Genomic DNA, 22,602 nt, shown 5'->3' on the forward strand with positions numbered 1-22,602 from the left:
TATGCTTGCTGAGGAGCAGCCCACTATCAAAGGTTCATACCACCGGATACTTCAATGCGTTGCCCATTGACCCATCTGGCCTCCTCTGTACACAAGAAGGCAACAACTCCACCAATGTCGTCGGGTACACCGGCACGGCCTAAGGCTGTTACACTGGCAATATGTGCATTGGTCTCCTTGTTATCGCGCACATGTCCGCCACCAAAATCTGTTTCAATAGCTCCTGGGGCGACGACATTCGCTGCAATACCACGCGGTCCTAGTTCTTTGGCAAGATATCTCGTCAAAACTTCGATGGCCCCTTTCATCGAACCATAGGCCGAAGAACCGGGATAAGCGAAACGGGCAAGGCCTGACGAAATGTTGATAATACGTCCGCCATCGTTTATGAAGGGAAGCGCTTTTTGGGTTAGGAAAAAGACTCCTTTATAATGAATATTGTATACCGCATCAAATTGTTCCTCCGTGGTTTCCATAAAAGGAGCGTATAAGGCCGTACCAGCGTTATTGATCAGAAAATCAAAATTCGATCGGCCTGTTTTATTTTTTAGATGCTCGCTTACTTGCGTTATAAAATGATCAAAGGATTTTGTATCAGCAGCATTGAGTTGAAATGCCGCTGCATGTTGTCCCAAAGCTTGAATCGTAGCGACCACGTGATCTGCTTCTTCTTTATTGCTATTGTAAGTCAGTATGACATCAATTCCTTTTTTTGCAAGACTAATTGCCATGTTTCTTCCCAAACCACGGCTTCCGCCGGTTACTAAAGCGATTTTATTTTCAGCCATTTTTATTTTAAAATTTAACAGTACAAATTTAGCTTGAAAAATATTTGCTGCGTTTGTGAAAAGCAAACGATTATTTGCGAAATTCAAATTATAACGGTTGAGAGCGAAAATTATTTGGTGAAAGGTTGGTCTGCTTCTTAAAGAAATTGGAAAAATGGGCTATTTCTTCAAAACCAAGTGAATAGGCGATCTCAGAGACATTCCAGTCCGTTTGCTTGAGGAGAATTTTTGCTTCTTGTGTGATTCGAGCACTAATTAAATGCGATGTGGTCTTGCCTGTATTGTCTTTGAGGATTTTATTCAGATGATTTACATGGATTGCGAGTCGTTCGGCAAAATCATTAGCTGTTCGTAGCTGCAGCCGTTGCATCGGTGATTCGATTGGGAACTGTCTTTCCAATAACTCGATAAAAAGAGAGGTAATTCTGCGGGAGGCATTATGTCTCGGGTTGCTTATGGCTTTCGGCTGTAATTTTTGTCCATAGTGGATAATTTCAAGAATATAATTCCGCAAAAGATCATATTTAAATACATAATCTGAAGATAATTCCTTGTTCATTTTTTCGAAAATATGCTCAATTTCAAGGCGCTGTTCGGCTGTGATCTGGAAAACGGGAAGTCCGCCCGGTTGAAAGATAGGTAGATCATCCAATATGACTCCGCTTTTATTTCTCGCCAAGAAATCATCCGTAAAAACACAAAAATAACCAGCTTGATGCTCATCTTTTGGTATCCAATGATAGGGTACTTTTGGCGTTGCAAATACTAATGCGGATTCCTCTATTTCGATCACTTTATCGGCATATTCAGCTGTATTCTTTCCCGTGATTAAACTGATTTTGTAATAGGTTCGTTTGTTATATGGCATGACGGGTTTCTCTTTCAATGTCTTAGCAAGATCAGCATAGCTAAATACGTTAAAATGCCCGATCTCACGTGCTATTTCTTTGGGTATAGCTGCGTTGATCTCTTTGTAGAACTGTTCAAGTGAGGTAGTTTTCATCGTAATTACATTTGCAAGAATCAAATTTAGTTTTTTATTCATTAACTGACGATTTACCTGCTCTATTCAACTTTGACAAATATCGCAACTGTTTCATTTTAATGTAAATTGTCCAATTATATTTTGCGCAATATAATTTTTCGATTTACATTTGTATCGTTAAAACAAAAACAAAATAAAATATGAAAACGTTATATACAATCGGTGCTACAGCCAAAGGAGGACGAAATGGTCAGGTAAAAAGTGAAAATGGTATATTGGACTTGGCCGTTCGCATGCCGAGAGGTCTTGGTGGTGCAAATGATGATTATGCAAATCCAGAAATGCTTTTTGCGGCAGGTTATGCTGCCTGCTTTGACAGTGCATTGAATTTGGTCATTAGACAAGAAAAGATAAAAACAGGTGAGACAACTGTCACTGCCCAGGTAAGTATCGGACAATTGGAGAATGGTGGTTTTGGTCTTGCGGCAGAACTGCATGCCAATATTCCTGAAGTTAGCCTTGAAATGGCGCATCAACTGATTGAAAAAGCACATCAGGTATGTCCCTATTCCAATGCGACCAGAGGTAATATCGAGGTGAAATTAACGGTATCAAATAACGAATAATATATGAATCATATCGCCACTGTGCTTACCGTACTTGTACTGGTAGAACATATTTACATTGTGTGGATGGAAATGTTTGCATGGGAAACTGTTGGTAAACGTAGTTTCGGGAAATCACTTCCTGCTGAGCTATTTAAACCGACCAAAGGGCTTGCTGCAAACCAAGGCTTATATAATGGCTTTTTGGTAGCTGGTCTGGCCTGGTCATTTTTTATCAACGAACCGCTTTGGAGCGACAATGTACGCTTGTTCTTTTTGAACTGTGTTCTTGTTGCGGGTATATTCGGAGGCATCACTGCAAGTAAAAAAATATTCTTTGTACAGGGAATCCCGGCCTTATTGGCGATATTATTCGTTCTTTTTTCAAAATAAATAATTAACTAAATGTCATTAATTACAGATTTACAATGGAGACACGCTGTAAAAGCGTATGATCCAACAAAAAAGGTTACACAGGAAAATATAGATAAAATATTGGAGGCAGCACGCCTTGCACCAACTTCTTCGGGCCTACAGCCATTTAAAATATTGGTGGTTGAAAACCAAACTTTGAAAGAGGAATTGGCAAAAGGTGCCTTAAATCCTGAATGTATGAGAGAATGTTCTCATGTATTGGTTTTTGCTGCTTGGGACAGATATACAGAAGAGCGTATTGATGAAGTTTATGATTTTACGACTGATGTACGGGATTTACCGCGCGGTAGGTTTGGATCGTATACTGATAAATTGAAATCTATATATCTAAATGAGGAAGCAGAGCGCAATTTTGCGCATACTGCGCGACAAACCTATATTGCGTTGGGATTGGCCTTGGCACAAGCAGCAGAATTGCGGGTAGATTCTACTCCAGCGGAAGGATTCGACAATAATGTAGTGGATGAAGTATTGCAATTGGATAAACTTGGGTTGAAAAGTGTATCGCTAATGTATGTAGGTGTTGCCGATGCTTCTCGCGACTGGATCTCTACAATGAAAAAAGTAAGAATACCAAAAGAGGAATTTGTCGTTGAATATAAATAGGAAACATCTATCCATTAAACTTTAGGAAAACAATATCTTTGCAAAATGGATGATTTATTGAAATTGGACAAACAGCTTTGTTTTTCCGTATATGTCCTGCACCGTGAGATCATGCAGCAATATCGTGCTATTTTAGAAGAAATAGATTTGACGTATCCACAGTATATTACGATGATGGCTTTATGGGAAAATGGTGAGCAAACGGTCAATCAGCTTGGAGAAAAGTTGTTTTTGGATAATGGCACACTAACACCTTTACTGAAGCGATTGGAAGGGAAGTCGCTGCTTACCCGAACCCGGAGTAAGGCAGATGAGCGGGTCGTGAAAATTCGTCTCACGGATCAAGGTGTACAATTGAAAGAAAAAGCAAACTGTATTCCTATGCAAATTTTTGAAGCCCTAAAGTTGGATTATTCCGATATGCAACAGCTAAAAACGCTGGCAGATAAAATAGTGACGAACACAGGTAAAAGTTGAACTCTTAACACTAGATTGACGACTTATAATTTAGCGTTTTTAAATAGGAAAATTATTTTTCGCTGAATTAGGGTCTATCGAAATTTTATAAAAAAGAATGCGTTTAATTACTTTTGCTGCTTATTTTCTTCTGTTGGCTCTTTCGTTTGCAAGTTGTGAAGAAAAGAGACGAGATACCGAGCTGTTGAGATATGTTGCTTTTAGCAATCGGGATAGTGCTCAATTGGAGCTTAATCTCTTTGAAAGCCGTTTTCATGGAAAATTACGGTTCTACCGACCGGGAGGTGAAATTGATTCGGGAGAAGTTCAGGGAAATATCAAAAATGATACCCTAGCCGGGGATTATTATTATTTTCCATTTGGGTGGGGGCTGAAGAAAAGGAGACCCTTTGTTTTACTTAAGAAAGGGTCTCAATATATTTTAGGATCCGGTACTGAGCAAGTGTATATGGGTATTCCACATTATATTCCGTCAACGATCAATTTTCAACAGGCTAAATTTATTTTTAGTGAGGCCCGTTAAGATATTCAGCTAAAAGAATAGGCTACAAAATATTTTTCAATTTAATATATTGTAGGAGCATAATGGTCTTGCCATCTTTTATTTCGCCGCTTTCGATCATGCGTAATGCATCTTGAATATGAATTTCGAGGATTTCGATATTCTCCTCTTCTTCTTCCAAACCTCCACCATCACTGACTTTCATATTGTTCGTATACTCGGCGATAAAGAAATGCAGAATTTCGGTAACCGAACCGGGAGACATATAGGCTTCAAATATCTTTTCTGCTTCCATGATCTGGTAACCAGTTTCTTCTTCTGTTTCCCGCCGTATACAATCTTGTGGGGAATCTTGATCTAGCAAACCTGCGCAGGCTTCTATTAACATGCCAGATTCATTTCCGTTGATATAGGTCGGAATTCTAAACTGTCTGGTTAATATAACAGTCTTGGACGCTGTATTATAAAGTAATATCACCGCGCCATTCCCACGATCATAAGCTTCTCGGCTTTGTTGTTGCACGGTGCCGTCTGGCTTTGTATATTGATAGGTGACTTTTTTTAAGGTATACCAATTATTGGATAGGATTTCAGTTTTTACAATTTCAATATCTTTGATTGCCATTTTTAGAGCGTTAAAGTCAAACTATAAAAGTAAGTATTATGGCTCATATTAAGAGTGAAAGAGTAAATTCGTTTCTATTTTCTTTTTCGGATGTTGTAAGATTTAATTTTTAAATTTAGCAGGGATAAAAGTAACAGTTGCACAGATCCAAAAAACGGCATGGCAAAATATATAAGTAGATATTATGATTGGGGATGGGCTATACTATAAAATTGTTAAACCTGACCACACACTTTCTGATTTCGTAGATAGTTTTTGGTGTCTGTACAATCATTCTGGGCAGGTCAAAGAAACAATAGGCTTGCCAGATGGGCGGGTGGATTTATTTCTTTTTCGTTCTCCAGCTGAAGGTTTTCGGATCATTTTGCTCGGACTGGGTACGCTACCGCATGAACAGGCTACAATTCCAATCGATGGGGTAATATTTTGTATCAGCTTAAAATTGCTTGCAATAGAATATATTTTAAACGAGAGTATAGCTGATATTATAAATTCTGGGAAGATATTGGAAAATGATTTTTGGGGTTTTAGCGAACATGATTTACATGATTTTGACTATTTTATTGATAAGTCTGTCGAAGTACTTTTATCAATTTTACCTACAGCTATTGATGAACGTAAACAGAAATTATTTGATCTTATATACGAAAGTAAAGGCACTATTTCAGTTTCTGAGCTTTCAGAAAAAGTATTTTGGACAAGTAGGCAGATCAATCGCTACTTTAATCAGTGGTTTGGCTTATCCCTAAAAGTATATTCTAACATTTTACGTTTTCGGGCTTCTTTAGATCACATTGCCCAAGGCAAGCTTTTTCCTGAGGAACACTTTTTTGACCAGAATCATTTTATCAAAGAAATTAAGAAGTTCTCTGGAGTAGTTCCCAAGGAATTGCTAAAAAATAAAAACGACCGATTTATACTATTATCTTCCCTGACATCGAAATAATTTTGTCTTAACATTTTAAGAACAAATATGATGTTAATAGAAAATAAAAAAATTGCTGTTGTCGGCGGCGGAATGGCAGGCCTGACCCTAGCTCGATTATTACAGATGGAGGGGGCGGATGTACAAGTTTATGAGCGCGATTTCAGCCGCGATGTGCGCGTACAAGGCTCTACATTGGACCTTCATGAAGGGACAGGTCTTGAGGCGATAAAACGTGCGGGACTTATCGATGAATTTTATAAATATCATCGCCCGACAGCAAGTAAGCTGCTTATCGTGGATAAGAATCTTCATATTAAATTTGACGATCATGATCATATCGTTGCGGTTGCTGAAAACCGACCGGAAATTGATCGGGCTCCGCTACGTGATATTTTGCTGAATTCGCTGAATAAAAATACACTAGTCTGGGATCGCAATTTTGTTTCGATGGAAAAACATGGAGAAGGCTGGATTTTACAATTTAAAAATGGACAGACAGCCTATGCCGATCTTGTTGTTGCTGCCGATGGTGCAAATTCTAAAATACGTTCTTATCTCAATGCGCCCAATCCAATTTATTCAGGGATTACGTTGGTAGAAGGAAATATATATGATGCGCATAAAAACGCTCCAAAGCTATTTGAATTTACAAAAGGAGGAAAAGTAATGGCTTTTGGGGATGAGCAGTTTATCGGGTATGGCACAAAAGGCGATGGATCCATCATGTTTGTTGCCAGTACAAAAGCGCCTGAACATATATTTGCCGAACGAGGTAATGATGTCAATATCAAACAGCAAGTTTCCAAATGGTTAAACGATAATTTTTCGGGCTGGAGCGTTGCGTGGAACGAATTTTTTGCTAACGAAAATGTGTCTTTTATACCTCGGCCACAATACTATTTCCCTCTTGATCAATGTTGGACTACACAGTCTAATCTCACAATGATTGGCGATGCTGCCCACCGTATGCCACCTTTTGCCGGAGAGGGCGCAAATGTTGCTATGCAAGATGCATCTGAACTTGCGGCATGTCTGACCAATGGCAATTTTGAAAGCTTAGAAATTGCGATTTCTTATTTTGAAAATCAGATGATCCAACGTGGAGCAGAAGCCACACGGGATACATTGGAAAATAGCGACCGCATGCATTCGGCAACAGCTTTGCAGCAGATGCTCGACTTTTTTGGTGAAATTGATAGGGGAGCGTAAAAGTTCAACTATCAATTAGCTGCCTTAATAAACAGCAAAAACAAATTACTTGTTAAAAGAACGAAATTCTTTTCTTGTCATCAAAGCGATCTTAATTGCTACTTATGTGGAGGAAGCTGATAACGATTATAGATCTCTTTTAATATTTTTTTGTAATACTTTGTTTTGTCAGATTCATCGATAACGATGATTTCCACGTCATTGGCTCTGAGCAGTTGCATTTTATCCACCGCTATTTGATGCCATTTTTTTGTTGTATAGTAAAATAATTTATTTTGGATGAAGTTACTTTTTTTATAAAACTTATTTCGGGCACGATAAGTCAAAAGCCACCAAAGATCTATTTCCACAAAATCCAAAGAGAGCCCGAGGATATGAATATCTTGGGTAAAGAATAGGTCTATCCACGATTGCAGCTGCAAATTTTTTTTCTGCTTCAATCTTTTTATCAAAGCAGCCTTGAAAACAGTGTCTGACGTGTAGTTAGTGCCATTTACCACGTAATCTCTCATTTTTTGTAGCTGTCCACAATAATGCTCATATCCGAGATTGATCGAATTGGGACTGTCACAATCACCATGAATATGCCAATATGTTTTATCATTGGTCTCATGTCGCCGGAAAACACTGTATGTGGTTTCTCTCACTAGGCTCGTATTATTTTTTGGAATTGATCCTTCCAAGCTGAATTCATAATTTGTCGTAATGATGTTTTTAGTTGGAAGGGCCCGGATCAATTCGTGTATTTCATTTTGCTTTATTTGTGAGACGCTATCCGAAATATATGTTTTAAGCTCTTTCTCATTAAGATGCTGTATCTTAATTGCATTTAGAAAAATCTCTTCATACAACATTGGGAATGGCTTTTGACCATTTTCCAATGCTGTTACATGATATTTTATTTTAATATTAGTCAGCAAATCGCTCCAGCTAATTCCTGGAGAAATATTGTTAATATCATTTCCAACTAATAAGCTGAATTTATCCATTTGTAAATAATCCTTTGAAGATTTCCTCTTGGGGCAAACCAATCAAACCGTTTCATGCCCACTTTGATGACAATTGTCGAACAGGAATCGATCGACTAGTCTCTAATTTAACAAAAAATAATGAATGAACCGGTCGTTGGATCGTATTAAATCTTCATTCGCTCAGAACCTAATAGGCGATCATCTGTTTGGATTTATGGTGAGCAAAATCAGTTTCTTATGGGAAATCTAATTTCGAAAGTTGTACCCTGATTTAACTTACTATCTACAGTGATCTTTGCGTCGAATCTATCGACAATTCTCTTGACAATGGATAATCCAACCCCTGATCCATCAAATTGTAGCGCATTAGGTAAACGATGAAATATTTCGAAAATCCGTTCAGTTTCCTCGGCTGACATACCGATTCCATTATCCCATATTTTATACAAGACATAATTTTCATCAATTCGACTGTCTATCCCGATGCGTGGCGTTGTTTTATTGCTGCTGTACTTGATGGCATTGCCCAAAAGATTTAGGAACAATTGATAAATTAAGGTTTTTTCACCCTCAATTGGAAGGATTTCTCCTTTTTCGAATTGTAGATTATGAACATTAAATCTTACGCTGCAATCATCGATGATATTTTCAATAAACCTTTCTGGATATACAGTTTCGTATTCAAATTCATAACTTTTGGTACGGGCGAAATGGACCGTTTTATCCAGCATGTTATTCATCAACTGGATTGCTTCCATCATGTTTCTACCTGCTTTCCCGAGGAATTCTTGACTTAAACCAGGCCTATCCCGAATCATCTGTGCCGTCATCTGTAAGGCGGCCAAGGGATTTTTAAGATCGTGGCTCAGTGTGTAACTGAATGTCTCCAAGATATTGTTCGTTTCGATTAATTTTTCATTGAGCGACTGAATTTCTAAGATCTTCTTTAGACAGGCTTCCTGGATTGTGATGCTCAAGTTTTTTAGGAAGTTGATTTCGCGCTTTTTCCATTTTGGGGCTGTTCCTTCCACTGTTTTTTTCCAGGCATTAAAGGAGGTACGGGGAGAAGGGAAATTTATCTCCTTTGCCGGATCGTAAATAAGCCGTTTTTCTGGGGCTCCTGCCCAAGTCTCCTCTACTTTTACTTCCTTTCGGAAGAAGTAGATTTTGAAATCCAATTTGTTTTCTAGATCAATTAAGGCAATTCCTGGAAAAGGAAAAATTTTGTCTTCTTTATCTTGTGGCCATTGGAAATCCGATTGCCAGAATAACGGGTCGGCAACTGCCTTTCGGAAATGGTTGTCTAGGCTTAATACCATTTCTTTTTGAGGTGTAATGCCGACAATATGCCATCTGTCAAGATATTTGAATGCTATTCCATCGGCTTGGAGGATGTCCATTAGGCTCGATGTCAGAGAGCTGATTACCTTATCAAGATCTTTCTTTGTAAACAAGTTTTGCCTGATCTCAAATGCGACACTCTTGGTCTTAAGTTTGAAATTATTATCCTCAATTTGCTTCTTGGCCAAAAAACTATTTACAGCATATTGCACAATGAAAACGGAAAGATGTCGTTGCGCTAAATCAATGTATTTGGGGACTCTATTTTGACACGCGACGAGTCCCCACAATTTTCCATTAATGATAATGGAAAAACTGCCACTTGCTTTCACCTGTGCATTTCGCAGATATTGCAGGTGTATAGGTGACATTGCACGGATCGCAGTCATGGATAGATCTAAATTTTCGGGCTCAACGCCCCAAACCGGTATGGGAGCCGCATCAATATCTGGTGTGACCCTGGCAAATATTTTTGTGTAAAGTTCACGAGCCTGTTTGGGAATGTCAAATTCCGGATAATGATAACCTAACAATGGTTCAAGTCCGCCAACGACATGTTCGGCAATAACCTGACCATCCCCATTTTCCGAGAATTTATAGATCATAACACGATCATAACCTGTCACTGTAAAAATATTCTCGGCCAGCGCTTTCCAGGTATCATCACTGTCATTGATATGCTTGGCATAGAAGAATGTATTTTTAAATCGATGAGACTGTGAACGATGCTGCTCTATTTCAACATATATCTTATTGTCAAAAGGATAAATACTTAGATAGTGCGGTGTATGCGCTAGAGAAATATCAGCCACATAGCGATGCCTGAAGCTATCAGTATGATCCTGTATGATTTCATTAAGATCAATTGTATGGTGGATACCAAGAGAATCAATAAAACTCGTCAATGTTTGCCCCAGAAATACACTTTGTTTAGGTAATCCTGTGTCTGTCCAGTTTTCGCTCCAGCCTATACAATTAAGGGCGGCGTCAAAAAGGAGGAGACAACCAAAATGCTGTATTTGACCACAAAGATGTATGGCTTCTTGGTCGCAATTAGAAAAATGATTGTTGTCCATAAACGCCTTCGATATATTCTCCTAAAGTACAAAATAAATAATTAAGGCATAGCTATTACTCTTAAAGAAATGTTCATGAAACGCAAAACGGTATTTTTTATTTCTGAAATATCAAGGCGGTATAGCGTCAAGTGTAATAAAGTGATGTTGTTTTATCAGTTTTGGTTGTACCAAAGATTGGCGTTGTAGTTAAAGCCACATTTCACTAAGCAATGGAATTGATTATCCATTTATAAAACTAGCAACATGATGATATCATTCAGGTAAGAAAATTGTGGCTTGAATGAGCATTCTATTGTTGCTGACAAAAAAGGCTAGGTGAACCGATTTCCTAGCCTTAACGATATAACTCATCCTATGCTATAACGATCAAATAACAATGGAATAGCAAATATGTTTTATATTGTTAAAGCAAAAAAGTTAGTTTGAGACCTAAATCTTTTGCTCAAGGTAAGTAATTAGGCATTTTCGATTGGAAAGCTTAGGATGGAATCTGCAAATTTATTGCATCGAGTTTTTCAACTATCGATATCATAGATTTTGGTGATAGGGATAAGTACCGACTGGATGCCTAAATATTACTTACCTGTCAATAGCATACATTTACCGTTTTTTTAGGGGTGTTGGCCTAAAATTTATTTTTGGGATCTTCTTATTCACTACCTTTCATTAATAAATTACATATTGACCCAAATGATGAAACAATTTAACGTAAGTGTAAAAATCGGTTTGCTATTGCTGGCAAGTTGCATGCTTCAGGCCTGTAGATTAAATAAGACTACGGCGATCTCCCGATCTCAAATAGCAGGGCAGGCCGAGCGGCATTTTGCGGAGTTTGTCGGTATTAAAAACCATCTGCACCAGTATCCCGAACTTTCGGGTAAGGAAATCGGGACGAAGGAATTTGTGCGGCAATATTTGGTGAAATTGGGCTTAGAAGTAAAATCAGATCTATATGGTCAAAGTGTGATAGGTATCTTGAAGGGTAAAAAGGCAGGTAGAAAAATTGCATGGCGATCGGACATGGATGCCTTGGCGATGGATAGTAATCTGGATGAGGTATATAAATCTCATGCCAAGGGCGTTCACCACGGTTGTGGCCACGATGCACATATGGCTATTGCATTGGGGATTGCCAAGGTAATGGCTCAGAATAAGAAGCAGATGAAAGGGGACGTTTATTTTATTTTTCAACCGGAGGAAGAGACCTTTAATGGGGCAAAGAAGATGATGGAAACTAATTTTTTGGCTGATTTAGGGATCGAAGAAATCTATGGGCTCCACGTAACAGCTTTCCCTGTTGGCCAAATCTTAGTAAAGCCGCATGAAATGTTTGCGCATCAAAGAGAGATCCAGGTCCAAATGAAAGGGATAACATTGAATCCGGAACAACTTAATAAACTCTCTGCTGTTGTTGCAACTAAACTGAGCAGAATCCCTAAAGGAACTAACCCGGCGGATATACAGAAAATAGCAGATCCAGCGCTTGGCGTGGCCAGCCCCAATACAATGTTCCTTGATTATTCATTTGCCGATGGTAAGTTCCATGCTTCGAAAAATGGGGAAATACAAAATTTGGCGTTAGAAATGTATGAGACTGATAGCGCTGCAATTCCGAATATACTTCCTAAAGTAAGAACAGTGCTAGAGGAAATGGGATTATCCAGGTACGTCCAATCCATTTCGTTTAGTCGAGAGAATCCTACGGTCATGAATGATGCTAGATTGACTAGCGAAGCGTATCAAATTCTTCGACAGGAAAATGGAACAGATATTTACTTAAGTCAAGGTCAGATTCCCTATTTTAACGACGACTTTGCTTATTTTCAGAAAAAAATTCCAGGTGTCTATTTCTTTCTTGGCGGATCTAATTTTAGTAAAGGAATTGTAGCTATGAACCATACCCCTCATTTTCAAATTGATGATACCTGTTTAAAAACCGGCGTTAGTGCATTTGCGTATCTATTAAGTAGGAGATTGTCAGAATAGTATCGGAAAATAAGTTCATTAAAATAAAATAGTCTTGATTTTTCTCAGAATTTATCGAGTGTAGACGGAATGTTGGTTTCGTTTTCTAGGATTGAGTTAACAAATAAAGTGGGGACTGTAGAGGTAAGCCCAGCGGATTACTTTGGTGATTCTATGGCTTTCGATTTGACGGATTTACCCATTGGTTGTTTAATGACGAATGCTATAGCAAGGAAACCTCCTTTTATCGCTAATGTTTGACGATAATGGCTATCCATAAGTAAGTAAATCTGTCAACATATCTTTTAAGCCACATCATAGCGATGTGGCTTTTTGTTTTTTTTGAATTAACCAACAATAAAACTGCTCAGTCCTTGACTGATATTCGGTAGCTGTTTCATACCGCTTATATACATACGGAATTTCATTTTTTAGGCTTGGTTCTCGTTTAAATTTGTATTGAAATAGTGGCGGGAGTAGTCATTCGCAGCATATATTGAATAAAACAGAAATCTAGATTTTAATAAAAAATAAGCGCTTACTCACGATCAGGAAATTTTAAAAAAATTAAAGAAGACATGGATATTAAAGAACATCAATTGATAGGAGTTTCCTTTCACGATACACCGAATAAGAACGGGATTATTAACCCTATTTATATCATTATGCATTATGATGGTGCCACCAATGCGACTAGTGCCATTCATTGGATGTCGGATCCCAAAAGTAAAGTTTCGGCCCATGTGCACATCAGTAGGCAAGGGATAGTGACACAGTTGGCACCATTTAACGTTAAATGCTGGCATGCGGGTTTGAGTTTTTGGGCAGGATTGAACGATTTGAACAGGTATAGCATTGGAATCGAGTTACAAAATAAGGGAACCGAAGTTTATACCGAAAAGCAAATTAATGCAGCGATTGAAGTATGTCAGGCAATTATTGCTCATTATCCGATTCAGGAGATTTTAGGACATAGCGATATTGCTCCAGGGAGAAAGGAGGATCCGGGGAAGCAGTTCCCCTGGAAGAAGTTTAAGCCACTGCTAAAAAAGAATCACGATGGAACTATTTGAAATTTTAGAAAAGTTAATTATTCCTATTGCTACAGCTATTGGAGGTTACCTTGTTGGTCGGCCGAAACAGCAGGCAGAAGTGGAAGCAACAAATGTGGATAATGCTGGAAAAGTCATTGATAAGTGGGAGAGCTATGCAAACCGGCTTGAAAAGGATATAGAGCATTTAAGGGCTATTATTGAGGATCTTAATCAGGGCCTCAAACTTGCCAATGAGGACCGTATGGCTTGTTCGAAAACGCTGGCGGAATTGCAGGTTAAATATGATGATCTGATGAAACTCTATAATGAATTGCAAATTGAACTAAAAAAAGTAAAAAATGAGAAATATATTTCTATTGACCGTAATGCTACTGCTCGTTAGTAGCTGCGGTCTATTTAAAAAAACAATAAGGACAAAGGCGTCACAAATCCTGAAGGCGAATGAAGAAATGACCCTACTGTCAAAAGTGGACTCTGGTAGGATACGCTTGGAAGTTGCACAGTCTCATAACCGTCTTTCGGTACATACAGTGGATCTGATGCACATTGAGGGTGAAAAAATGGAGATCAGTCCGGATGGAACGATAAATATAATTAAGGGACAGATCCATAAGAAGCTAACCCGTAATGTGGATAGCAGTAAGAGATTTAAGCAATCTGTTTCCGAACAGCGACAGGCGGTAGAACAGCGTGTCTTGCACAAAGAGGAAAAACTCCAGTTGGAGGATAAAATGACAACACGAACCGCAAGGCCAGTGCTAACAAGCATGCTGTATTTTTTTATCGGCCTACTTGTCTTGGCGGGTGTCCTGATTTGGTGGATGCGAAGGAGGATAGGGGGGAAGGATTAAAGTCTACTATACCGATCAAAGGAAGCAACCTCCGCTTGTGTCCTTTGATCGGTATAATAATCTAGCGTTCTTAGAGAAACTGTCTTACTTATCATTGAAACGTTTATTGATAAAATAGTAATTTACTGCCTGTTTAATATCTTTCCTGAAATCGTTATACATGTCAAATTGATTGCAAGCACAAATAATAGATTTTTGTAAGGTATCGCTATTAATCTTTAGATATGGACCGAGTTCTTTGTATATCGTGCTTTTTACTTTCGTCTTTAGGTTGTCCAGTTTTTCCGGCTGAAAAATCCGTAAAACGACTGCGATTGCTTTGTAACGATGTTGGATGTCCTTGTAATTAATGTATTCGCCCATAATCTGTTGTGCGGATATACCCATAAATTCACAATAACAGTCGATAACTTGACTGATTTTGGTAAGATCGGGTTCATATATCTTATCTATTGATCTCAATATCTCAGGATGATTTTCTTTTAAGAAACTCAAAATGAAAGAATAATATAATGTGTTCATACGTGGGGAATTGATCTTGTCATTTTGTTGTATTGTGGATGTGGTTAATTCTTGTTGTGGAAGTAGAACCGAAATAAACTCTACCTGCTGTGTTTGTTTTGGATGGATATCCTGGGTACTAATATAGCCCTGGTCCAATGCGAAGGACCTTTCTAGCTGTGAATTTGTTGTGAAGAAGCGTTGCATTTTTGATGTTTTTAAATGAATATTATTTTCTCTGTCTTATCGTCTTTCAACCCATGTCACTAGTGGCCTTTTTCCTGCTGGTGATAGTGCCACTGAGCGATCTGTCATTATAAATATATGTTGTTAAACAAAGTTAAACAAATTTGTTAATCATTCAAGTGTTTTTATGATTATTTTGTTGAAAAATTTATGTTTTCTAATAAGTGTTAAACTTATTTGTTTAGTTTTAATTAATTGATAATCAAGGTTTAATGTATTTATTTTGTTTATTTATTTGTTTAGGTTTAATAAGTTGTGTAATTTAGTGTCAGATTGTTATGATTTAGTGTAACATTTGTTAAATATCCTATAAAAACATGGAAACTTATCAAGCTAATAATTTTGAGGTTTTGCGCTTGGAGATGGGGATTACCAACCGGGAGTTTGCGGCCATATTGGGCGTGCGCGAGCAGGTATATTCCCGTATCAAGAAAGGTGAATATCCGATTGGTCTTACGATGAAAACCAGGATTCAAAATGCTTTTCCTCAAGTTCAATACGATTGGTTGCTCTATGGGAAAGGAGAACGAAATGAGCTTGGAGCTTCTCACTCTGATACTATTTCCATGATCAATGTAGGAAACGGTAAATCCATTGGATATTTTTCTAATGATGTTAAGTTTATTGATGAGAATAAAAACAATATATTCTTTGAGGTATCTCCGGGACGTTATCTGATGCAGACCAAGCTTGTTACCGAGAAGGCAAAAGCTGGTTATCTTTCGGGTTTTTCAGATGCGGAATACATGGACGATTTACCGGCACATTTTATTACGGTAAATGAATTTCACAAAGGTGCTTACCGTTCTTTTGAAGTCAGTGGAGATAGTATGACCGATGGGACTGACGCTAGTGTCCTGGATGGAGATATTGTCACTGGACGTCTGATTAAGCGTGAATTATGGCAATCAAAATTCCATACCCATAAATATAGATATTGGGTCATTGTACATCGCTATGAAGGAGTAATTATTAAGGAAATTGCCTACCACGATGTCACCAATGGAATCCTTACACTACGTTCACTCAATTTAGATAAAGCTACCTATCCAGATTTTGAAGTCAGTTTGGATGATGTAGATCAGATCTTTAATGTTGTTGATATCAGCCGCTCATTATAAGACTTGCATTAGGCCACCACTTTCTCCTCCTTGAACAGGCTGGAAATGATAAACGGCTTTATATTTTGAAAAATTAAAATACATAGTTACAGTCTGTTAATCTTAATAGCTAAATAATATAGTAAATAAAACTAATNNATTAGTTTTATTTACTATATTTGGCTGTGGATTGAAGGTCGGTGAACATGTCTAATGTATGGTGTTATAGCGTCGAACAGTATATATTATATGCGCTATTACGAATAACCGTACATTAAGGATATTTGTTGCTCATTATTCTTGCATGTTCATTGCTTTCAATTCCGACAAATTGAAAGAATAAAACGTACTAGATAAATTTCGATTTGTTTTGTGCCGGTCACATACTAGCCGGGGACATTTACGAATTCATCATTCCCACTTTCTGTAATTTTTAGGGATTAAAGGGATTCCTTTTGGAAAATAGAGTCCGTTAAAATCAAAATAAAAGAAAGTCCCAGTTTCAGCATGTCTAATTTGCAAAAGAGCCTTTAAACTTTTGGGTGTACTGATATACCTATAATCGAAGTGATCATTTCCCAGGACGGGAACATTCCCTTGTTGTGTATTGACGAGCACCAGTTGTGTTTGATCATCTTTTGTTGGTATTAGGCTAAATTCATCATTCAATACAATTGCTTTATTTTGAGGAGTAATTATTTGGTTTGACATGCTCGGTGGTGGCATCATACTTCCCCGCAGTTCAATTTCTTGATTGAGTAATTGTGCGATTGCGTCACGTTCATAAGCTACGGTGCCTAACTTGTTAAAATCAGTGTTATAAATATCAACAGCATGGTTCGATTCGGGGATACCGTATTTCTGACCGAATGTACGTTGGATTGCGGATTTGCTTCCTAGTACAAACCCGATCTGCGTCATGGGAGCATTTTCATTTATTCGATATATGAGATCAAAGCTGTCAAAGCTGGGTAAGGAATTTACCGGAATAAAATGATTATCAGGAGCTAAAACATCGTAAGTTTCATCTGTTTTCAGTGCCCAGAGATATTGTTTGCCATTTACACTTTCATTATCCCAGGCGTCAAGATTTGGTTCAATTTTTTTATAGTGTGTGGCAAGCCGTATTGGTGAACTTCCTGGTCTTAGTAGAACAGAGTTTCCATTCAATTCAAAGTGATAATAACTGTCGTTCTTGATTCTCAAACGGCCGCAGGCCCTATCCAAGTACCCCGAAAACTGTTCTTTCCCTGAATAGGCATCAATGACCTCGTCCTCTCCTTTATTTTTCGCCACGATATAGCTTTGAAAATCACCAACCACATCATAATTACCGGGGCCGTTTATAAAAGTATCGGGAGAAACTAGTTCCGTTCCCGAAACGTTCAATATGCCCAATTTACCTTCGAATTTAAAAGGAACAAATTGAGGGCGTTCCTGAGCGAATACACAGGAGAAAAAGAAAAAAATAATAAAAGCGAAAATAAATTTCATTGTAAGCTGATATTTGACATTCGGTGCTGATCATGATCGACTCGCACTTTCGACTTTGAATTTACAAAAATAATCTATTCAACGATGAAAATTACTTTACTTATCTGAAGTGTCTTCGATATTAGCTTGCGCCGTTAGTAACCAGTGTCACTCACGCATGTTTAATTTTCAAAAAGCCATTTTATTCCCACAACCAACATAATGATCACAGCGATTAAGTATTTTATTTTTATCATGTGTTGTTTTCTGTAAGCGATGTAGATCCCCAGGGCCATAATCAGGGCAATTGCGATAATTACCCATCCAAATGAGAAACTGTTTCCAAGCTCAATATTTATCATTTCTTTAGCTTTTATTAATGTGTTTGATCAGGTTTACTAAGATCGTTTTTATTCTTTTTCAAATGTTACGTCCGTTATCTTGTAGTTGAAATTGGTTTTGTCACGCTCACCTTCAGGCTTTTCTAATTCACTATAATGTACGGTGCCACTCATTTTAAACGTAGTATGCGTGTCGAGATTGATTTTCTCACCATTTTTATCAATGACATTGAAATTTTTGAGCGTATAGTTCTTTTGGTCTGCCGGAAGCTCAAATAGGACATTGTTGTTTTCTGTTCCAACAGGTAATATTACGCTAAATGCTGTGAATTTTTCGGAACTGATCGCATGCGGTTTCACAACAAAATTCATTGCCATTGTCTTTGATTTACCCGATGAAAAGGTAAAGGAAGGAGCATCAAATTCACCAATTAGTTCAATGGTCTTATTGTGATTGTCATAGCTTGATTCCATTGCTTTTATCGTATCGACTGATGTACCATTGCATGATGATAAGGATATTAAACTTACAGATGCAACGAATGTGGCGGCGATTATTCTTTGTATTTTCATGGAAATATAGTTTTATTGTTTTTGGTTAGTTTATAATAAAGATCATTTCATTCGAGTTTTTTGTTCTTATTTTTTATAAAAGTACAATAGAATATGTAGCCCTTTATAGCAGGATTTAAATCCGTTGTGAACGAATTTAAATCCGTAAGCTCTTTTGCTTTTTTCGCTTTTCGAACGATCAGTTGCCTGTGATATTGTGGTTTCTAAGGCGCTTGATTTTTTTGATTGTAGGGGCGAAGCACAATAGTTGGTGGATTAGCAACAACGGAAGTCTAAAAATAGAGCGGCTCCCCTGGGCTGCCTGCCAAGGACACTGCAAAATTATATAAAGTGATTTGAGCAGTGTCCTGTATTTTTGCTAATCTTTGGATCTAAAAAAAACAAGGCTTATGATTAGGCAAACTATAGTTATCAAGGAGAATGCGGTTCGTATATTGTTCCAGAATACCCAGGGCTCCTCCATAAGGAGACGCATCTGATGGATTGATTCCGATGAGGCTCTTGAAAGATCGAATGAATCCAGTTGATTATTTAGCGGAACATTTTTGGTACCAGTAATCATAAATACACCGATAATATAACTTAAGCATGCTGTTAAGATTAAATAGAATTTCGGAGATGATAGGTCAAAATACAGGACTGACGAAGCAATTAACAATAATGGAGCCCCCAGAAAACAGCCGTAAAATACTGGATTTAAGATTTCTCTGTTGATGTTTTGCATCGCCATCAGATAAGTCTTGTCATCCAATTTATGAAGCCCTAAATTGACCGAGAATGTATATGCGAAAAATAGGCCTGATAGTAATGCTGAAGGGATTGCTGCAGCTGCTATAGTGATTTCATGTAATTTCATTGCTGTCGAATTTAAAAGAGTAACGATTATATTTAATTTTCTTTATGTAAAAATCGTCATCAATAAGCTTTCAAAATAGAATAAAAACGACAAATCTACATTTTGCCATATGTATTTGGAGTCATTCCCGTGAAGGCTTTGAATACCCGGATAAAGTGTGATTGGTCGGAGAACCCGTTCGCATAGACGATATCATTTATTTTGCTAAAATCTTTTGTCGCCAGTTGGTTGAGTGAAGACTGAAATTGGACTATTTTCGCGAATTGCTTTGCAGAAATGCCTGTTTCTTTGAGAAATCTTCGTTCGAGTGTCCGGATGTTCAATTTTTCTTTTTTAGCAATATCTTTGATGGGAATAGTACCCTTGCTGTCGATAATATATTGGATTACTTCTCTTATTAAAAAATCGAGCTTATTTCTTTTCTGTTCAAAATAATCGAGCAGTAAATTTTCGATAATCGTGATCTTTTCCGGTATAGTTGGAACCAATTGGATCTCAGAAATGATCTTATTGATCTCATTTTCGTGCCCATTAGTTAGATCATGGCACCTGTCATTTATATCTTCGGGATTGATCCCCCAGAACGCGCGTAAAACAAATGGATAAAACTGAAAAATAATAATTTGAAAGGGGCCATTCACTTCTATAGCTATGGGTTTGATCGTTTGGCCATATAAGAAGATTGTTGGCATTTTTTTGCCATGCGGCTGTATGGTCAAACCATTTTCGGTTTGATGGAAGAGAAGTCCCGAGTACCCATCTGCAAAAAACGGTAGCACTGTTTCCACATCGTCCTTGTTTTCGAATGCGAGGATATCTTTGACAAACAGTGCAGTAGATTGACTTTGAACAATGTTTTGGATATCCATCGTGATAACTAGTTTTGGATGAGACTTTAAATAGACTTAAATAACACTACAAAAGATTCAATGTTTTTACAAGTTCCCTCGCTGCCGCACTTCCGGCGCGGTTGGCTCCGATCGTGGAGGCAGAGGGACCATAACCCACCAGATGAATTCGAGGTTCCTTAGCAACCATCGTAGCAAGTCGTCCATCCATTAAGATGCCCCCATTTTCTTCTTTAGGCAATACTGGGTCTAAATGTTTCAATGAACTTTTAAATCCCGTATTCCACAGGATAATATCAGCTTTTTCTTCTCTGCCATCTTCCCATTTTACGCCAGTCTCGGTTATTTCGCTGAACATCGGAAATCTTTTGAGCACACCTCGTTTTTCCATCGCCTGAATTTCAGTGGAATAGGGTAGTCCTGTGACTGATACTACCGACAATGGCGGCAAGCCCTGTCTGACACGTTCTTCGACCATTGCTACAGCATTGTGGCCAGCCATGTCATCAAACGGACCTTCGCGAAACAAAGGTGGTCGTCGCGTCACCCAAGTTGTGGTCGTCACTGTTGAAATTTGATCCAGCAACTGGATGGCCGAAATACCACCTCCGACAATGATAACATGCTTACCTCTGAAATAGTCCGCAGTTTTGAAGTCTTTCGTATGCAGTTGTTGCCCGTGAAATAAATCTGCTCCCGGATAATGTGGAATATATGGGCTCTGCCAGGTGCCTGTTGCGTTTATAATGCCTTCCGTAGAAAATAAGGTCTCAGCAGTGTCTATGTGGAAACGTTGTCCATATAAAGATACCCGATCCACTTTGATTGGACGATACACCTCCAAGCCATATCTCTTTTCATAAAGATCGAAGTAATGTGGAACAGCAATATTTGCCTGCACTTCAGTCTCATTATTTCTTAATGTTTCTTCAAACGACATGCCCGGCAAGTCATGGATTTTGTTTACGGTACTCAGTGTCAGTGAAGGCCATCGAAATTGCCATGCTCCGCCGGGGGAAGGAGCTTCATCGAGAATAATGAAGTCCCGATTAATTTCCAACCCCAGTTTTTTCAGATGATAAGCTGATGAAAGACCGGCTTGGCCCGCACCGATCACTGCAATTTTGGTTTTGTAACGAATGTTGTTTATCATTTATATAATAGCGTTAACGCCAGCCTAATTCAGGTGCGACATGTTCCAAAATAGCGGACAGTACATGGACATTGTAATCTACACCTAAGGTATTTGGAATTGTTAAGAGGACGGTGTCTGCTTCTTGGATCGCCTCATCCTGAGCCAGTTCTTTCACAAGTTGATCAGGCTCGGCGGCATAACTGCGACCAAAAATAGCACGTTTGTCCGCTTCGATAAACCCAATTTTATCAGCTCGATCCGACTCCTGCCCAAAATAATAACGATCTAAGTCATCTACCAACGCAAAAATTGAGCGACTCACAGAAACTCTCGGCTCCCCAGGATGTCCGGCTTCTTTCCATGCTTCCTTATATAAGCGTATCTGCTCAGCCTGTTGTACATGAAAAGGTTTTCCATTTTCATCGTACTTCAATGTCGAACTCTGTAAGTGCATTCTATTCTGAGCTGCCCATACTGCTGTTGCATTTGACGCTGCTCCCCACCAGATGCGGTCACGTAGCCCGGCAGCATGTGGCTCTAGCCTGAGTAAGCCCGGTGGGTTCGGAAACATCGGGTAAGGGTTGGGCTCGGCAAAACCCACACCTTTAAGCTTTTCCAGAAATTCCAGCGCCTTCCTACGCCCCATATCAGCATCGGTTTCCCCTTCAGCAAGTTCATAGCCAAAATAGCGCCACCCGTCTATCACCTGCTCGGGTGAACCCCTACTAATTCCCAATTGTAATCGGCCTTCTGAAATTAAATCGGCTGCTCCGGCGTCTTCCACCATGTATAGAGGATTTTCATAGCGCATATCAATCACTCCGGTACCTATTTCAATTGTACTGGTCTTTGCCCCAATAGCGGAAAGTAAGGGAAAAGGTGATGCCAGCTGGTTGGCAAAATGATGTACCCTAAAGTAAGCTCCGTCTATACCTATTTCTTCTGCTGCTACGGCCAGATCGATAGACTGAAGTAAGGTGTCGCTTGCTGTCTGCGTGCTGTAAGCCGGATGTTTGGACCAATGCCCAAAAGATAAAAATCCTATTTTCTTCATGCGTCAGGATGGGATTTGATGTTTATCAAATTTAATAAAACTACGTTGATCTG

Annotated in this window: 25 protein-coding genes; 12 read left to right on the forward strand and 13 right to left on the reverse strand. The window is 38.5% G+C overall.

Annotation, left to right across the window (positions count from 1 at the left end; genetic code table 11):
* Window positions 1–26: 26 nt before the first annotated feature.
* Complete coding sequence (locus B4A24_RS22825; protein WP_293947255.1) at window positions 27–788, reverse strand: SDR family NAD(P)-dependent oxidoreductase; 762 nt, start codon at window positions 786–788, stop codon at window positions 27–29.
* An 88-nt stretch (window positions 789–876) separates the two neighbouring features.
* Window positions 877–1,833, reverse strand: a complete 957-nt coding sequence (locus B4A24_RS22830; RefSeq protein ID WP_293947256.1) for a helix-turn-helix domain-containing protein — start codon at window positions 1,831–1,833, stop codon at window positions 877–879.
* A gap of 140 nt (window positions 1,834–1,973) precedes the next feature.
* Here B4A24_RS22830 and B4A24_RS22835 point away from each other — a divergent pair, with 140 nt between their 5' ends.
* The 5 genes from B4A24_RS22835 to B4A24_RS22855 all read left to right on the forward strand — a co-directional run bounded on the left by B4A24_RS22835 (window position 1,974) and on the right by B4A24_RS22855 (window position 4,419).
* A complete protein-coding gene (locus B4A24_RS22835) occupies window positions 1,974–2,399 on the forward strand; it encodes an organic hydroperoxide resistance protein (RefSeq protein ID WP_293947257.1) in 426 nt (141 codons plus the stop codon).
* A 3-nt stretch (window positions 2,400–2,402) separates the two neighbouring features.
* Window positions 2,403–2,771 carry a DUF1304 domain-containing protein gene (locus tag B4A24_RS22840; RefSeq protein WP_293947258.1) on the forward strand — a complete coding sequence of 123 codons (369 nt, stop codon included), beginning with the start codon at window positions 2,403–2,405 and terminating at the stop codon, window positions 2,769–2,771.
* Window positions 2,772–2,783: 12 nt separating this feature from the next.
* Window positions 2,784–3,419, forward strand: a complete 636-nt coding sequence (locus tag B4A24_RS22845; RefSeq protein WP_172391997.1) for a nitroreductase family protein — start codon at window positions 2,784–2,786, stop codon at window positions 3,417–3,419.
* Window positions 3,420–3,464: 45 nt separating this feature from the next.
* Entirely contained in the window at window positions 3,465–3,896 is a 432-nt protein-coding gene (locus tag B4A24_RS22850) for a MarR family winged helix-turn-helix transcriptional regulator (protein WP_293947259.1), read from the forward strand.
* 97 nt (window positions 3,897–3,993) lie between these two features.
* The gene (locus B4A24_RS22855; RefSeq protein WP_293947261.1) at window positions 3,994–4,419 is read left to right on the forward strand and encodes a hypothetical protein; all 426 of its coding nucleotides are present in this window, start codon (window positions 3,994–3,996) and stop codon (window positions 4,417–4,419) included.
* Window positions 4,420–4,441: 22 nt separating this feature from the next.
* Here B4A24_RS22855 and nudK read toward each other — a convergent pair whose 3' ends face one another.
* Entirely contained in the window at window positions 4,442–5,023 is a 582-nt protein-coding gene (gene nudK, locus B4A24_RS22860; protein WP_293947262.1) for a GDP-mannose pyrophosphatase NudK, read from the reverse strand.
* 316 nt (window positions 5,024–5,339) lie between these two features.
* Here nudK and B4A24_RS22865 point away from each other — a divergent pair, with 316 nt between their 5' ends.
* Window positions 5,340–5,969 (forward strand): helix-turn-helix domain-containing protein, encoded by a 630-nt coding sequence (locus B4A24_RS22865; RefSeq protein ID WP_293947263.1) that lies wholly within the window; start codon window positions 5,340–5,342, stop codon window positions 5,967–5,969.
* A gap of 27 nt (window positions 5,970–5,996) precedes the next feature.
* A complete protein-coding gene (locus B4A24_RS22870) occupies window positions 5,997–7,160 on the forward strand; it encodes an FAD-dependent oxidoreductase (protein WP_293947264.1) in 1,164 nt (387 codons plus the stop codon).
* Between the two features lie 98 nt (window positions 7,161–7,258).
* Here the strand turns inward: B4A24_RS22870 and B4A24_RS22875 are convergent, their stop codons facing one another.
* Window positions 7,259–8,149: an SIR2 family protein gene (locus B4A24_RS22875; RefSeq protein WP_293947265.1), complete on the reverse strand. Its 891-nt coding sequence runs from the start codon at window positions 8,147–8,149 to the stop codon at window positions 7,259–7,261.
* Between the two features lie 209 nt (window positions 8,150–8,358).
* Complete coding sequence (locus tag B4A24_RS22880) at window positions 8,359–10,548, reverse strand: ATP-binding protein (RefSeq protein WP_293947266.1); 2,190 nt, start codon at window positions 10,546–10,548, stop codon at window positions 8,359–8,361.
* 693 nt (window positions 10,549–11,241) lie between these two features.
* Between B4A24_RS22880 and B4A24_RS22885 the strand changes: the two genes are divergently transcribed.
* The 4 genes from B4A24_RS22885 to B4A24_RS22900 all read left to right on the forward strand — a co-directional run bounded on the left by B4A24_RS22885 (window position 11,242) and on the right by B4A24_RS22900 (window position 14,422).
* On the forward strand, window positions 11,242–12,537 hold the full coding sequence (locus B4A24_RS22885) for a M20 metallopeptidase family protein (RefSeq protein WP_293947267.1): 1,296 nt from the start codon (window positions 11,242–11,244) through the stop codon (window positions 12,535–12,537).
* Between the two features lie 557 nt (window positions 12,538–13,094).
* Window positions 13,095–13,589 (forward strand): N-acetylmuramoyl-L-alanine amidase, encoded by a 495-nt coding sequence (locus B4A24_RS22890; protein WP_293947268.1) that lies wholly within the window; start codon window positions 13,095–13,097, stop codon window positions 13,587–13,589.
* Complete coding sequence (locus B4A24_RS22895; RefSeq protein WP_293947269.1) at window positions 13,576–13,953, forward strand: hypothetical protein; 378 nt, start codon at window positions 13,576–13,578, stop codon at window positions 13,951–13,953. The genes B4A24_RS22890 and B4A24_RS22895 overlap by 14 nt, the downstream gene beginning before the upstream one ends.
* Window positions 13,910–14,422, forward strand: coding sequence for a hypothetical protein (locus B4A24_RS22900; protein WP_293947271.1), 513 nt, complete (start codon window positions 13,910–13,912; stop codon window positions 14,420–14,422). Before B4A24_RS22895 ends, B4A24_RS22900 begins: the two co-directional genes overlap by 44 nt.
* Window positions 14,423–14,506: 84 nt before the next feature.
* On the opposite strand, the gene B4A24_RS22905 is transcribed toward B4A24_RS22900, so the two are convergent.
* The gene (locus B4A24_RS22905) at window positions 14,507–15,130 is read right to left on the reverse strand and encodes a hypothetical protein (RefSeq protein WP_293947272.1); all 624 of its coding nucleotides are present in this window, start codon (window positions 15,128–15,130) and stop codon (window positions 14,507–14,509) included.
* A gap of 356 nt (window positions 15,131–15,486) precedes the next feature.
* On the opposite strand from B4A24_RS22905, the gene B4A24_RS22910 reads away from it, so the two are divergent.
* Window positions 15,487–16,290, forward strand: coding sequence for a helix-turn-helix domain-containing protein (locus B4A24_RS22910; RefSeq protein WP_293947273.1), 804 nt, complete (start codon window positions 15,487–15,489; stop codon window positions 16,288–16,290).
* A 390-nt stretch (window positions 16,291–16,680) separates the two neighbouring features.
* Here the strand turns inward: B4A24_RS22910 and B4A24_RS22915 are convergent, their stop codons facing one another.
* From B4A24_RS22915 to B4A24_RS22945, 7 genes are all read right to left on the reverse strand, one after another.
* Entirely contained in the window at window positions 16,681–17,763 is a 1,083-nt protein-coding gene (locus B4A24_RS22915) for a hypothetical protein (protein ID WP_293947274.1), read from the reverse strand.
* A 161-nt stretch (window positions 17,764–17,924) separates the two neighbouring features.
* Window positions 17,925–18,104: a hypothetical protein gene (locus tag B4A24_RS22920; protein ID WP_293947275.1), complete on the reverse strand. Its 180-nt coding sequence runs from the start codon at window positions 18,102–18,104 to the stop codon at window positions 17,925–17,927.
* Window positions 18,105–18,152: 48 nt separating this feature from the next.
* Window positions 18,153–18,656, reverse strand: a complete 504-nt coding sequence (locus tag B4A24_RS22925; protein WP_293947276.1) for a hypothetical protein — start codon at window positions 18,654–18,656, stop codon at window positions 18,153–18,155.
* Window positions 18,657–19,014: 358 nt separating this feature from the next.
* A complete protein-coding gene (locus tag B4A24_RS22930) occupies window positions 19,015–19,512 on the reverse strand; it encodes a DUF1772 domain-containing protein (RefSeq protein WP_293947277.1) in 498 nt (165 codons plus the stop codon).
* A 95-nt stretch (window positions 19,513–19,607) separates the two neighbouring features.
* On the reverse strand, window positions 19,608–20,381 hold the full coding sequence (locus B4A24_RS22935; RefSeq protein WP_293947278.1) for a helix-turn-helix domain-containing protein: 774 nt from the start codon (window positions 20,379–20,381) through the stop codon (window positions 19,608–19,610).
* 46 nt (window positions 20,382–20,427) lie between these two features.
* Entirely contained in the window at window positions 20,428–21,513 is a 1,086-nt protein-coding gene (locus tag B4A24_RS22940) for an NAD(P)-binding domain-containing protein (protein ID WP_293947279.1), read from the reverse strand.
* A 13-nt stretch (window positions 21,514–21,526) separates the two neighbouring features.
* Complete coding sequence (locus B4A24_RS22945) at window positions 21,527–22,549, reverse strand: LLM class flavin-dependent oxidoreductase (protein ID WP_293947280.1); 1,023 nt, start codon at window positions 22,547–22,549, stop codon at window positions 21,527–21,529.
* Window positions 22,550–22,602 lie beyond the last annotated feature (53 nt).

It is taken from the genome of Sphingobacterium sp. UBA7249, assembly GCF_002472835.1.
GTDB classification, from domain to species: Bacteria; Bacteroidota; Bacteroidia; order Sphingobacteriales; family Sphingobacteriaceae; genus Sphingobacterium; species Sphingobacterium prati.